Origin of the sequence: Fibrobacter sp. UWB15 (genome assembly GCF_900177705.1) — a bacterium.
Lineage (GTDB): Bacteria > Fibrobacterota > Fibrobacteria > Fibrobacterales > Fibrobacteraceae > Fibrobacter.
The window spans coordinates 1-13,555 of record NZ_FXBA01000012.1; the positions used below are offsets into that span (position 1 = coordinate 1).

The window sequence follows — 13,555 nt, forward strand, 5'->3', positions numbered from 1 at the left end:
GTTGCGGACACCCTGGGGCTCGCCGGCGGCATTAGCGGACATCAAATTGTGGGATGGAACTACGTGAACCACGGAAATGTGTTCGGATATTTTGCGTCTTATAGGGGCTCTTTTTGAGCGGAGGTAAAACTATACCTTTGAAAAAGTGGTATATTGTCCTAAAAGAGGTTTATCATGTTTAGTTAAGTCCTATAGGGATTCTTTAAAAGCCGAGACAAGCAATGATAATCGCGATCAACAAAGATGAACCATGGTGGGAAAAGACGCGCGCATTCGCGAAAGATTGCTCATGGCAGCCGGGGCGTCGTTTAGCCGAGCGAATGTCAAAGAACGATTTCCTAGACTGGGAAAAAGTTTTCGTTGCTGTACACGGTGAAGATGTTGTCGGCTTTTGCGTTCTCGAGGAGAACGGGAACATTCCTCCGAAATTCAGTTGCAGCCCCTTTATTAACCTCGTTTACGTTAGCGAAAAATTCCGGGGAGAGCGGCTATCCAAAAGCTTAATTGACGCAGCGTTTGATTACGCCCAAAGGCTCGGCTACAAAAAAGTTTATCTCAAAAGCGAGCACCACGGCCTATACGAAAAATACGGGTTCAAGAAGATTGCCCATTTCGAACCAACGGTCGGGCTTGCGAACCAACTGTTTGAAATCGAAATTTCAATTTAACATTAACTTTTAAGCATTCCTTCGCGGCAAAAAAATTTTTTGACTTTCCGCCCTTTTTAACCTATATTAAATGTATGAAATACGTAAAAATGGTTTTGAGGGTTCTGCTGGGCATTTTTATGACCTATGCAGGTGTCAGTCACTTGACCATCGCCAGGCAGGAATTCCTGGCGCAGGTTCCGTCGTGGTTTCCGCAGAATCCGGGATTCCTGGATTTCGTGGTATTGGCCTCGGGGGTTGTCGAGATCGCTCTCGGCCTCAGCATGATAATCTTGTACAAGTACAAGGGAACGGTGGGGGTGCTCCTCGCGCTGTTCTACATCGCCATTTTCCCAGGCAACATCAGCCAGTACGTGAACGGCATCAGCGCTTTCGGGCTCGATACCGACCAAGCCCGACTCATACGCCTGTTCTTCCAGCCGGTGCTGATCGCCTGGGCGCTTTGGTCTACCGACGGCGTACAACAAATCAAAACATGGTGCGCCCACTGTCGCAAGCAACCTCAAAAGGATTAGAAAATTTTTATATTCTTTCCGTGAAAGAAATCCTGAAGGATACTCCCGAAGCGAAGTACCTGTAAAATTTTATAGGGGCTCTTTATGTTATTATCTTTTCAAGGTCCCCGGTGAAGTGCGTCCTGAAAATATTCCTGTTTGCCCTGGTGTTCGCAGGGTTTGCCTTTGCCGAAGCGCAAGACAGCGACGAGCCTTCGGTTTCCAAGTTCCGTGAACGGTTCTCGCTGCGTTTCTTGTGCGATTACAATTTCGTGGCTATCTGGAATTCCGCCTACAACAACTCGACGCTCAATTCGAACCGCCCGATCAATGTGGGCATCGGCTTCGGTTACGACAGCCTGTTTACCACATTCGGGATTTCGTGGGACGTGTCCGCCGATTTCAAGTACAGCCTCCCTTTTACCACTTCAAAAGAAAAATCAGACACCCAGGCTTTCGAGACAGGGCTCGACTTTTTCCCGGGAAACTGGTGGCTTGCGGCAAAGCTCCGCTTTTACAGCGGCTTCACCACGGAAGTCGAACGCGACGGCGAAAAGGAACGGGAATTCATAGATCTCTGGTTTGCGGACATGTATTTTTCGATGCTCTGGATGGCGACCGCGAAAGAAATTTTCGCCCCCAGGAGCGCCTACTTTTTGGATCGCCGTCAAAAGAAATCTGCCGGGAGCTTGATTATCGGCGGGCGCCTGCAACGAAACATTGCCGAAGACAACGACGGGGTCCTCGGCTACGAAAACGACAAGCGCGACATCACCTCCATCTGGGGTGACGTCGGGTACACCTACACCTTCGTTTTCGGCAACGGGTATTTCTGGAACCTCTGGGGCGTTGTAGGCATCGCGTACGGCCGCGAACACGCTAACGACGGCAACCTGCTGTTACCCGAATCGGACATAAAGACCGCATTGGGCTACATCGGGGAAAAATGGGCTTGGAACATCGTTCTTAAATGCGGATACTCCGCCATTGCGTTTGGCGAACATCTGGAGCAAAAATACGTATCTGCCTTCGAAATCCTTGTGGTACGCAGGTTCTAGCCGCACCCGGAGCACATCCAGTTCAGGGGCATGCGCATCGAAGACCTTTACCGTGACGCAACATTCACCGTAAACAAAAACGCCCCCGAAGAGAAGTTCATCAAGTTCTACCTGCAATGGGATCAGGACTGTGAACGGCGAATCGTTCTAAGGGCGATTGTTTCGGGGATTTAACCCATTTCGCAATAATCTGTGACGTTTAGCATGCGTTTTTGCATGTTGTTTTTTAGGTATTCTTTTTTTCAGAAAAAAGAACTAATTTTGTTTTATAAGGGTCTCATTATGAGACCCGGTTATCTTTTTTCAACAAGAGGGGCCCTATGAAATCCAGATTTTTATTGACTGCAGGTTTTGCGCTCAGCATGTTTTTTGCGGCCTGTAGCGACGACAGCGCCAGTGCAAATCCAATTGACGCGGGCAAAGACAACGGCCAAATTGCAGACGAGACCCCGTCTGACACAACCACGCATAAAAAGTCCTCCGTCGATACCGAAGACGGAGCTACCTTCGAAACAAAAGGCAACCCTTCCTATAGCGATTACGGCATAAGCGAATCTTACGAAGGCGGCATTCGCATGGTCGACGCCGTCTATACCGCAGAACCGACTTCTGTCATGGTGCCCGGAGAAGTCGCGGACATGACAGTTCTCGACGAGTACATTCCTGTAGACTACGCCCCCGGCGGAGGAGATGGCGGATTTAACGGCAAGACTTATGGTCTGCTCACGGCCTCCGAATGGAACGATTTGGACAATTGGAGTTCCTGGACAGAAATAATGTCTGGCGAATTTGCCTCCAAGGCAGACTACTGGGATTTTGACCCGCGCAATCTCGCGGCGGTACAAGTGGTAGACGAAAACGGCACCGGCATAGCCAACGTTTCGGTAAAGCTATTGAAAGGGGACAATGAGGTTTTTGCCACGAAGACCGATAACAAGGGATATGCCTACTGCTGGGTAAACCTGTTTGACGGTGGCACCGAAGAAGTCTTTAAAGATGAAGATTTTTCGTTGAAAATCAACGGAGAAATATCAGAGGCCCCCGTAAAGCTTACCTCCATCGGTAACGACTCGCTCAGAGTGAACGTGGTTACAAGCGACGCCAAGCAAGCTGACGCCAAGGCAGACATCGCCTTTATCGTTGACGCCACCGGTTCCATGGGCGACGAAATCCGATTCCTCCAATCGGACCTCAAATACATCATAGACCACGCCCACTCGGAAACTAATGTCGCTTTACGTACGGCTGTCGTATTCTACCGCGACGAAAACGACGAATACCTCACCCGCGGCAAGGATTTTTCGACTGACGTTGCCAACACTCAAACATTTATCGATGAACAGTACGCTAACGGTGGAGGCGACTACCCCGAGGCAGTGCACTCCGCACTCGAAGCCACGCTACAAAATTTCTCTTGGAACGAATCGGCCCGTGCACGCATCGCCTTCTTGATTCTTGACGCCCCCGCCCACCACCAGGACGATGTCATCGAAAGCCTCCAGAAATCCATCGAGCTCTACGCCAAGAACGGAATCAAGCTCATTCCCGTAGCAGCAAGCGGCGTCGACAAGGACACAGAATCCATGTTGCGTTTCTTCGAGATTATCACGGGCGGCACCTACGTGTTCCTCACCGACGACAGCGGCATCGGTTACTCGCATATCGAAGCTTCTGTGGGCGACCACGACGTAGAAAAGCTCGCCGACCTGATGATTCGACTGATCAAAAAATACGTGGAATAACTAGAAATGAACAAAAACATTTTATCACTCTAAAAAAGCGAAAGGGCGGTCGAAAGGCCGCCCTCATTATTTTGTACGCTTGCAGTTCCACATAAAATAAAGTATATTCGGAGTGTATAAGGATAAACTAAAAAAAAGGAGAAAACACAATGAGTCAGTGCAAATCCGAAGACTTGGAAAAAATTTGGATGAAGAGAGTCCGTAATCTGGCGGGCCTGATGGGGATGATTCTGCCTTGGGTTTCGTTACTCGGAGCCATTCTCGTTGCTCACACCAAAGGGTTTCCTGAAGGTTTCTGGAGACTTCTATCCATCTCGGAGACTTACTATGTGACACCTCCGCTGGTAGGAATCTTGACGACAGCCGCAGTCGTGTTAATGTGTTACAAAGGCTATAGCACTAAAGACCACGTCATTTCGGCCCTGGCAGGTCTATTCGGCTTGATGATTGTCCTGTTTCCATGCGATTGTCCTGCAGCAAGCGAAATCGTCGGATTTTTCCAGTTGCCCGTAAAAATTTCTGACATCATTCACTGCGCATCTGCAGTCGCGTTCTTTTTGCTTTTGTCGTACATGAGCTTGTGCCAATTTACTCAAGGTAAAGACGACACGCGAAACAAGCACATCAAAAACATCATCTTCAAGATCTGCGGTATCGGCATGCTGGCCGCACTAGCCCTGATGATCATTCCCATCGATTTTTTTGCCAAGACGTTCATTGTCGAGGCAATCGCTCTCACCTTCTTCGGTGCCAGCTGGCTTGTGAAAGGCGAATTTCTAGGTCTGCTGTCCGACGACTAAAAATTCAAAAAAAATGTTCATCGAAATAAAAAATATATTACTTTTATGAAGTCCTCAAAAAGGAACAAATATGAGTACATCTTTTATCGTTTTTAACATCATCGGTCTTGTAATCGTCGTCATTGCCGCATTCCGCATCGGCATGCAGGTGAGCAAGGCAGCTAAGTTGGAAGCCCCGGAAGCCAAAAACAACAAGTCCTATGACGAATGCCTAGCCAAAACAATACAAGCTTTAAATACGGTTCCTTTACCGATGCACGCGATGGCGAAACCTACCGCACCATAAAAATCGGCAACCAGGTGTGGATGGCCGAAAACCTGCGCTATAAGACAGAAGACAGTTTCGCCCCCGGCAATGAAGAATCCAACGTTGCTCAATACGGCAGGCTCTATAAATGGACTACCGCACTGAACATTCCTGCAGAATACCAGGAACAGTCCCCGGCAAAAGACATCAACATGTATCGCGAAATCAAGGCCGACAACTACCAGGGCATTGCTCCGGAAGGCTGGCACATTCCAAGCATTAAGGAATGGGAAACCTTGATGGAAAACTTGTCAGCCAAGTCAAACGGTGCGGAACTGCGCAGCGAATGTGTCTGGCAAAAGCCCGGCACCGACACTTTGGGATTTTTCGCACTCCCTGCCGGTTACCGTTTCGACAATGGCGCCTTCTGCCAGTTCGGCAAGCGCGTTCGTTTCTGGTGCAAGGAAGAATACGGCACGGCCAATGCCTATCGCTTTAACCTTACCGAAGACTCCATGGACATCGAAGGCGTTTACAGATCCGACGCCATTTCTGTCCGTTGCGTAAAAAACGCCTAATTTAAACATTCACTGGAAATCCTTCATGCCCTGCATGGAGGATTATATTTATGATTCTTCGAAAGCCCGATTTTTATGACCAGTTCAAATGCATTGCCTCGCGGTGCAGCGACACTTGTTGTGTCGGCTGGGAAATCGATATTGACGAGGCGACACAAGAGGTTTACCGCAAGGTGGCGGGAGCCTTTGGCGAGCGGCTCCGCGCAAATATTGAAGACGGGCATTTTAAATTACTCCCCCACGACCGTTGTCCGTTTTTAGACAAAGACAACCTCTGCGAGGTTTTCCAGAACTTGGGCGAAGACGCCCTGTGCGATATTTGCACCGAGCATCCGCGATTTGTCGAGGTCTACGGCGATATAATGGAGCGTGGGCTCGGGCTCTGCTGCGAAGAAGCCGCGCGCTTGCTGCTTGAAGGCGAAGGCCCGCTGACCTTTACCTGCGAAGAATGCGACGAGCCCGAAGACGAATTGGATGACGACGACCTTGATATCCGCGACCAGATTCTCGGGGAACGCGAATGGATGTTCGAAACGCTTGCTGACCAAGGCTTGCCTTTCGCCGAGAGACTCTACAAAATTTTCGGCTATACGGGCGAGAATCCGTTTGCACCGTTTGAAAGTGCGAATGCCATGTTCGAACTTTTGTCAAAGCTTGAAAGCTACGGCCCGGACTGGGACGCCGCTCTCGAGCGCATCAAAGCCCGAATAGACTCAAGCGAACCGATTGTAGATCAAGGGTTCTTTACCGAAAACGAAAGTTGCCGACTGCTCACCTACCTGATTTACCGGCATTACGCCAAGTGCCTTTTCGAAGGACGCGAACAGGGCAAGCGCCAATTTGCATTGTTCTTCTGGAACCTGGCCCGATTCTTTACCAAGGAACTTGCAGGTTCGAATTCCGCTGTCACACCTAGCCCGCGGACCAACACAAAAATAAACGCGGTCAAGATTCTTTCGAAGCAGCTGGAATACTGTCAAGAAATTATGGAAATCGTCGAGATTTCTCTGGACGAATAAAAGCTAGGCCGCCAGGCGGTCTTTATCCATCACGTGCTTACGCCATTTACCGCTCTTCCAGCGGAGCCAGAAAATAAGCGGTGCCGTACTGTACACGGCAACGACCGTGATCCAGGCGTATTGAGGCGGCAGGTGGAAAATGTAGGCCGCCACGTACAGGGCACCCGCCACGCACCAGTTCATAATGGCACACGCGAACATGACCCACACGGTATCGCCCGCACCACGAAGCGCACCCGCATAAATCACAAGCAGGACTTCCACAAAAATGTAGAAGGTCGCAATCCGCAACATGAATATGCTCATAGGCCGCGCTGCAGCGAAAATGGCAAGCGCCTCGGCAGAAGCTTCAGCGGCATCGGGTTTAAAGATATCCGTCAGTATGCCCGGCAAGAAGATAAAGAAAACGCCCATCAGCAAAGAATATCCCCAGCCGAGTTTGAGGCCGGAATAAGTCGAACGCGATGCCGCGGCACCGTCGCGCGCACCCACGTAACGCCCCACGAGGCTTGTGGACGCCACTTCAAGGCCCATCAGCGGAACGTAGGCCACCATGTCCCAGTTGAACATGACCGAAGACGCCGTGGCCGCCTCGGGCCCAAGCGCATGGAACATGAGAATCAGGAGCTGGAACGCCGCCATGTTCAGGCACATTTCGACACCAGAGGGAATGCCCTTCTGCAAGAGTTCCTTGGTCAGGGGCCAACTGAATGCAAACGCATAACGGGTGCGGAAACGGTCGTGACAATTCTTGCCGAAGAATTTTGCGAACAAAATCACCGTCGAAACCAGGTTCCCGATCAAGGTGCCATAAGCAGCACCCGCCACGCCCAAAGCAGGAATCGGACCAAAGCCGTAAATCAAGAAGAAGTTGCAGACGACATTCACGAGCATGCCCACGAAAGCAGCCTTCATCACGATCTTAGTTTCGCCGATACCGCTAAAGAAACACGGAGCCGCATTGCGCACCAAGTTAATGATGCCGCCGAACATCAAAATATTAAAGTAGGTCTTTTGATACTGCAGTTGGTCCGCCGGCAAATGCTCCATTCCAAACACAAAATGGCCTAGCGGAATCGTGAGGTACAAAAGCGGGACCGAAACAAGCGATAGGTAAACCGCCTGCATAAACACGCGGGCGCAATCCCAGCGCTTTTTGCCACCCAGACGCTGCGCCACCATAGCGGTCGTGTAACTGATGGCACCGGTAAAGAACATGGTAAGTGCAAGCTGCACCGCTCCCGCCCCAAGCGCCGCATTCATTTCGGCTGGGCCAAGCTTCGAAAGGAACAGGCGGTCGATAAAAGTCATGATCGTGTCGAAAGACATCGACATGAGCATGGGAAGTGCCACTACGAGCACATCCTTTACATCACCGTTTTTCTTGAATTTAGACGGTCTGTAGAACTTATTGAGTATCGCGTCGACCATATTGGGCGACAAATATAGAAATTTTTACAATTTATGCAAGTTTCTATCGAGCAGCACTTTCAAGTTTCTTTTTTAAGGTTGAAAGGACTTCTTTCTTTTCGGTATCAGGGCGAACCTGGAGGCTACCTGTATACAGGGCATCGACAAGCCCGTTTGAAAGCGCTTCGGATGCCTTGCCCTGGTCGCCCAACTTTTTTACCTGGAGTTGGATTCCTTCGCTAGAAAGCGAAGCCGACACTTTTTTCAGCGTTGATTCATCTTCTGCGTTTACGACGCCCACCGTCACGGTCACTGCCGTCACTTCTTTTTTGAGGGTTGCATGCTTACGGGCGCAACAGTCAAATCGAGCCGCAGCAAAAGAACTTAATAAAGCACATAATAAAAGTATTTTCTTCACAGTCCCCCCTAGAAATCGAACATAACTTCGACGCCGAATATCAGAGAAGGATCGTTTTTATTGCCTTCGGACGGCCAATCTTTATCGTCAGGGATATCGGCAAGAACCATCGAGATAATATTTATTTTGTAACCGGGAACATTAAAGTAGAACCGTCCACCGACGCGCCACGATTGCAAATCTTCATCTTTGTCTAAAGTATTCGTATGGTATTCAAGAGGGATACCGATACTTAAGGATTCCAGCAAGGCTACACTCGGTTCTACCGCTACAAAAAAGTATTCCGGACGAGTTGTCATTTCCAAGAATGTACGTTCCGGGTCATCGATAACCGCATAGAACAGAGAACCTATGATGCAAAATCTCGAAAATTCAAACGACGGTTCAGCCAAAAATACATGATTCGATACCGCATCATCGCTAGCCAAGAAGACCGAATGAAACCCGTATAATCCATGCAAGGCAAAATGTTCCGACGAAAGCGAAATATCTAGCCCAGCATAAAGTTCATTAAAATCCTTTCGCTGATAGCTTTTGTAATCGGCATAAGGGCGAAATACCTGGCCTGCAATTTCAAGATCGTAAGCGGCATGAATTTCGTACGTAAGGCCTTCTTTGCAATCCATTCCCATGTATTCGCCGAACATATAGTGGTAATAGCAACTTTGGTCGTTACTTCCGCTACCAAAGCCGGCATCGAGTTGCAAGCCATTCCACAAGAATTCAACGCCGCGAATAGACTTTTGCCTTATGCCCGCAGCATCGTCCCGAGGGTCGCCAAAATCATAATAATTTTTGAACAGACCTTCGAAATAATTTAAATCGCCAATACGAAAAGCCAGGTGCTCAGAAGGCGCATATTGAACATAAGCTCCGTTAAAAACGACAGTCGGGTGCACAGGATCCATGGTCGCATCATCGCCCATATCCATGCCTTCCATATCCTCCATTCCATCCATCGCCATTCCCATCGCTTCAATTTCGAGCCATGCAGACCAACGATCGTTAAAACGGACATCAAAATCCAAGTCTAGCATAGATTCATAACGATGCACGACGTTCGATTCATCAGTATTCCAGTCGGCATAAGCGTGAACCATAATCATTCCCGAAAGGTCCAGCTTAGGACGCTCAAAGGCAAGCGACAAACCGACTAATAGAAGGACATACAATAATATTCGTTTATTCATACAAATAAATTCTGGCACCCATCACTTACAAGATTACTTTTTCAAACTCTTAATAAATTCATCGATATAACCCGTTACCGTTTTCACGTCTTCGGCAGAGCCCCAATGGGTATTATGGTCGGCACCTTCAACTTCGTGGAACACAACACTTTTTGCTCCAGAAAGTCCCTTTTGCAAGGTTTTCTGAGATTCGCTGTCGAACAAGGCATCTTTAGTACCCCATATGATTTGAACATCGGTCGCAATCGAAGAAAGACGCTTGGTATTATCTATTTTCAAAAGATTCTTGACCAGGTATTTCCACACATAGTAGGGAACTTGTTTCAGGTGTTCCAGATTGGCGGCCTGAAAACCCTTATCCGGATTCGTGCTGTAGCCCCACGCCTGAATAAAGCTCTCGGGGAGTTTCTGGGTCGAATCGTATGCATAAATGCCATCGAACGATTCGTCATCGGTACCGTTCACAAGCCAATCCAGCGTGGCATTCTTCTCGTCAACCGAAGCACCTGAACCAATCAAGGTGATTGAAGAAACAATTTCTGCGTTCGTGATGGATAATTCCTGAGCAATAAAGGCTCCAAGCGAATGTCCCACAATGTGAACTTTTTTCAGGCCAAGTTTTTCGACAAAGGCTGCTATATCGCTTGCAAGTTCAGCGACAGAATACGAAGATTCATCAATCGGCTTGTCCGTTTTTCCGTTGCCGCGGTATTCGGGTACATAAACGCGATAGCCTTTTTTGGCAAGCGACGGTGCCACCTGCGACCAAGAAACTCGACCATCGGTAAGTCCGTGAATCAATACGACCGGAGTTCCCTTTTCATCACCCGTCACTGTATAGGCCAAATGTATTCCCGTTGCAAGGTCAACCGATTTTTCTGTCCAGTCGACATTCTGGTATTCGGCAAAGCTCTTTGTCGTAAAGGTATTGTTCTTGCCCATAAAATGATGCCCGTTCACCTGAGCTTCATCTTCAAAGGCATAGACATCCGTATTGCTGCTCCCCACATGAACAACATCGGCACTTCCAGAAAAATCGACACGGCCAGAACGCTTGATGAGCAAATTTCCGGTCACCTTGACATTCTTTAGGACCGTTGCACCTGGCGTTGTCGTAGAAACCGTCAGCACCCCATTGATTGTTGTATCTTGCAAGAAAATGAATCCATCTTGAATATCTTCATCTCCAAGCGTCAGGTCGCCTTCACTAGGTTCGTCCATATGATGGCCATGGTGCTCTTCGTGGGAAGTTTCTTCTTCGTGAGAAGATTTTTCTTCGGGGGCGCTACTAGAATCATCAGAGCAGGCGGCAAAGAAAAGTGTAGAAGCAAGAATTGCTGCCGAGAATAAAGCAAAATTATTATGAATTGTCATTGAAGCCTCCGTTTGTATTCGTTTTAAATCGGGCTCAATATTAGATTTTACGGAGGTTTACGTCCAATACTATTTTTTCATGGCAATTGATAGCTTTTTCCTATAACAAGTTCATTTTATCGTGAGCAAACGACTTACCTCAAATTCAAAGTCCAAGCAAGAAATTACTATATTTGACCCACTATGTTTTCACAGCTGACTGACTCTCTAGAATCTACTCTCAAGAACCTGCGCGGGCAGGGCAAGCTCACCGAAGAAAACGTCGCCGAATCGCTGCGCGAAGTGCGCCGCGCATTCCTCGAAGCCGACGTGAACTTCAACGTGACCCGCGACTTCGTTAAGGCCGTCAAGGAAAAGGCCATGGGCTCCGAAGTGCTTTCCTCGGTGACTCCCGGTCAGCAGATTGTGAAAATCATCCACGACGAACTTGTGGCCGTGATGGGTGGCGAAACCAAGGAAATCAACCTTTCCGCTCCGGCTCCGGTCGGCATCATGATGGTTGGCCTGCAGGGTTCCGGTAAGACGACCTTCGCCGGCAAAATCGCCCTCTGGATGCGCAGCAAAAAGAAGAGGAAGCCGCTTTTGGTGGCCGCTGACGTGTACCGCCCCGCCGCTATCAAGCAGTTGCAGGTGCTCGGCAAGTCGATTGGCATTCCCGTTTACGACGAAGGCCAGGGCAATCCGGTCGAAATCATCAAGCACGGTTACCAGTACGCCAAGGACAACGGCTTTGACTTAGTGATTTACGATACCGCAGGCCGCTTGCAGATTGACGAAGAGTTGATGCAGGAACTCGAAAAGGCCAGCGACGCCGTTCACCCGGATGAAATTTTGTTCGTAGCCGACGCCATGATCGGTCAGGAAGCGGTGAACGTGGCAGAGACCTTCTGGAACCGCCTGAACTTTACGGGCGTTTGCCTTTCGAAGATGGACGGCGACACCCGCGGCGGTGCAGCGCTCAGCATCAAGAAGATGACGGGCGTGCCCATCTGCTTTATCGGTGTCGGCGAAAAGCTCCCCGAAATCGAACTGTTCCACCCCGACCGTATGGCCAGCCGAATCCTCGGCATGGGCGACGTGGTGAGCCTCGTGGAAAAGGCCCAGCAGGTCATCGACGAAAAAGACGCCAAGGACCTGAAGAAGAAGATTCTCAACAACACCTTCGACCTGAACGATTTCTTGAACCAGCTGCGCACCATCAAGAAGCTCGGCCGCATCAAAGATATTCTGAGCCTGATTCCGGGCCTGAACAAGCTCCCCATCGACCAGATTGATGAAAAGGAACTAGTTTACGTGGAAGCCGTGCTCAGCTCCATGACGCCCAAGGAACGCAAGAAACCGCAGATTTTGGACGGCAGCCGCAAGGCTCGCGTAGCCAAGGGTTCCGGCACTGAAATCGGCCGCGTGAACGCCGTGCTCAAGCAGTACGAAACCATGAAGGAAATGTTCAAGAAGGTCGGCGACATGGCCCGCAAGCAAAACAATGGCGGTACCGTGGGCAGTAACTACACGCCGCCAAAAGACAAGAAGAAAAAGAAGAAGAAATAAAAATGAAGCCCGCTTTAAGCGGGCTTATTTTATGATTTTGCGAATTTAATTTCGCGGATTTAAGAATTAATGATTTTCGAGCTTACTTAAGTCAGTCGAAAGCATTTTCCAGAGGCGGGACGCGAAAGGTTCCGCCCATTCTTTTTCGGGCGCCACACGGCTCGTAGTGGCAGCGGTAAATTCAGAATACACCAAGAACACAAGTTCCCCGTAGCGGGCATCCCACAGCGTCCAGAGCGTCTGCCAAGTGTAGCCGCCACTCTTGCCGAGATCGGTATCCATGCGCACATTCAGCACCACCGGAATCGAAAGGTAACGCAGTTCGTAGCGACTTGCAAGTGCGTTCAGCAAGTTCTTGAAATCCTTCGATAGTTCGCGGGAAATATCCTGCTCAACACCATCGCGTTCCAGCCACGGACTCATATCGCTCAACTTTTTACCGTCGGCAAAGATTGAATTCAAAAGCAGCTTGGAAAGGCTATCGACGTATACGGAATCGGCATCAGGCAGGCGCATGCCCGGAAGCATAAGTTCGCGGCGCATCTTGGGGAACGCTTTGACCATCAGGGAATCTTCGACGCGGGCTAGGTCAAAATCCAGGGCGTCTGCACTGTAGCTGTGGCAGAACTTGCACTTTTCGGGGCGGTCAGCCTTGACCGAAAGCGCCGGGAACACGCCCCACACCGCCGAGGAATCCATGCGGCTATAAGCCTTCTTGTTCCATTCGCGGTAAGTTTTTTCGTTTGAAATCTTGAGTTCGATATCGCCGCGGGTGCCGCACTCCTGACACGGAGCGTCCTTCATGCTCGCATCGCCCGAAGCGTCATCGCCACCTTGGCGGCCTGCGCAACCAGCGAAAGCCAACATGCTAAAGCAAACTAAAAATGCGATTTTCAATCTTTTCATATAGCTCCCTTAGATTCTTCGACTCCGTGCTACGCACTTCTCCACAAAGAGGATAACTCAACTTTAGAACTAAAGTTCTTAGTTTCGCATAGCTCAGAATAAC

General features: G+C 49.4%; 15 protein-coding genes. 10 read left to right on the top strand and 5 right to left on the bottom strand.

The features are described 5' to 3' along the window. The first annotated feature begins 221 nt into the window (after nt 1-221). From B9Y58_RS12945 to fliB, 9 genes are all read left to right on the top strand, one after another. A complete protein-coding gene (locus B9Y58_RS12945) occupies nt 222-668 on the top strand; it encodes a GNAT family N-acetyltransferase (RefSeq protein ID WP_073057947.1) in 447 nt (148 codons plus the stop codon). Between the two features lie 74 nt (nt 669-742). Continuing rightward, the gene (locus B9Y58_RS12950; RefSeq protein ID WP_073057944.1) at nt 743-1,183 is read left to right on the top strand and encodes a DoxX family protein; all 441 of its coding nucleotides are present in this window, start codon (nt 743-745) and stop codon (nt 1,181-1,183) included. Between the two features lie 110 nt (nt 1,184-1,293). Beyond that, on the top strand, nt 1,294-2,220 hold the full coding sequence (locus tag B9Y58_RS12955; protein WP_073057942.1) for a DUF4421 family protein: 927 nt from the start codon (nt 1,294-1,296) through the stop codon (nt 2,218-2,220). A gap of 30 nt (nt 2,221-2,250) precedes the next feature. Next, nucleotides 2,251-2,394 (top strand): hypothetical protein, encoded by a 144-nt coding sequence (locus B9Y58_RS14635; RefSeq protein ID WP_158278369.1) that lies wholly within the window; start codon nt 2,251-2,253, stop codon nt 2,392-2,394. 146 nt (nt 2,395-2,540) lie between these two features. Further along, the gene (locus tag B9Y58_RS12960) at nt 2,541-3,962 is read left to right on the top strand and encodes a vWA domain-containing protein (RefSeq protein WP_073057897.1); all 1,422 of its coding nucleotides are present in this window, start codon (nt 2,541-2,543) and stop codon (nt 3,960-3,962) included. 149 nt (nt 3,963-4,111) lie between these two features. Beyond that, the gene (locus B9Y58_RS12965; RefSeq protein ID WP_073057895.1) at nt 4,112-4,762 is read left to right on the top strand and encodes a hypothetical protein; all 651 of its coding nucleotides are present in this window, start codon (nt 4,112-4,114) and stop codon (nt 4,760-4,762) included. Nucleotides 4,763-4,832: 70 nt separating this feature from the next. Then, nucleotides 4,833-5,048: a hypothetical protein gene (locus B9Y58_RS14965; RefSeq protein WP_233247979.1), complete on the top strand. Its 216-nt coding sequence runs from the start codon at nt 4,833-4,835 to the stop codon at nt 5,046-5,048. Further along, entirely contained in the window at nt 4,970-5,587 is a 618-nt protein-coding gene (locus B9Y58_RS12970; RefSeq protein ID WP_233247980.1) for a fibrobacter succinogenes major paralogous domain-containing protein, read from the top strand. The genes B9Y58_RS14965 and B9Y58_RS12970 overlap by 79 nt, the downstream gene beginning before the upstream one ends. A 50-nt stretch (nt 5,588-5,637) precedes the next feature. Beyond that, on the top strand, nt 5,638-6,606 hold the full coding sequence (fliB, locus tag B9Y58_RS12975; protein WP_073057893.1) for a flagellin lysine-N-methylase: 969 nt from the start codon (nt 5,638-5,640) through the stop codon (nt 6,604-6,606). Nucleotides 6,607-6,609: 3 nt separating this feature from the next. On the opposite strand, the gene B9Y58_RS12980 is transcribed toward fliB, so the two are convergent. The 4 genes from B9Y58_RS12980 to B9Y58_RS12995 are packed head-to-tail and all read right to left on the bottom strand — an operon-like array spanning nt 6,610 to nt 10,998. Next, a complete protein-coding gene (locus B9Y58_RS12980) occupies nt 6,610-8,037 on the bottom strand; it encodes an MATE family efflux transporter (RefSeq protein ID WP_073057891.1) in 1,428 nt (475 codons plus the stop codon). 43 nt (nt 8,038-8,080) lie between these two features. Beyond that, nucleotides 8,081-8,434, bottom strand: a complete 354-nt coding sequence (locus B9Y58_RS12985; RefSeq protein WP_073057889.1) for a MetQ/NlpA family ABC transporter substrate-binding protein — start codon at nt 8,432-8,434, stop codon at nt 8,081-8,083. Between the two features lie 8 nt (nt 8,435-8,442). Further along, nucleotides 8,443-9,624, bottom strand: coding sequence for a hypothetical protein (locus B9Y58_RS12990; RefSeq protein WP_073057886.1), 1,182 nt, complete (start codon nt 9,622-9,624; stop codon nt 8,443-8,445). A 33-nt stretch (nt 9,625-9,657) separates the two neighbouring features. Beyond that, complete coding sequence (locus B9Y58_RS12995; protein ID WP_073057884.1) at nt 9,658-10,998, bottom strand: alpha/beta fold hydrolase; 1,341 nt, start codon at nt 10,996-10,998, stop codon at nt 9,658-9,660. 183 nt (nt 10,999-11,181) lie between these two features. On the opposite strand from B9Y58_RS12995, the gene ffh reads away from it, so the two are divergent. Continuing rightward, nucleotides 11,182-12,546, top strand: coding sequence for a signal recognition particle protein (ffh, locus tag B9Y58_RS13000; RefSeq protein WP_073057882.1), 1,365 nt, complete (start codon nt 11,182-11,184; stop codon nt 12,544-12,546). Nucleotides 12,547-12,612: 66 nt separating this feature from the next. Here ffh and B9Y58_RS13005 read toward each other — a convergent pair whose 3' ends face one another. Next, nucleotides 12,613-13,452 carry a hypothetical protein gene (locus B9Y58_RS13005; RefSeq protein ID WP_073057880.1) on the bottom strand — a complete coding sequence of 280 codons (840 nt, stop codon included), beginning with the start codon at nt 13,450-13,452 and terminating at the stop codon, nt 12,613-12,615. Nucleotides 13,453-13,555: the final 103 nt, after the last annotated feature.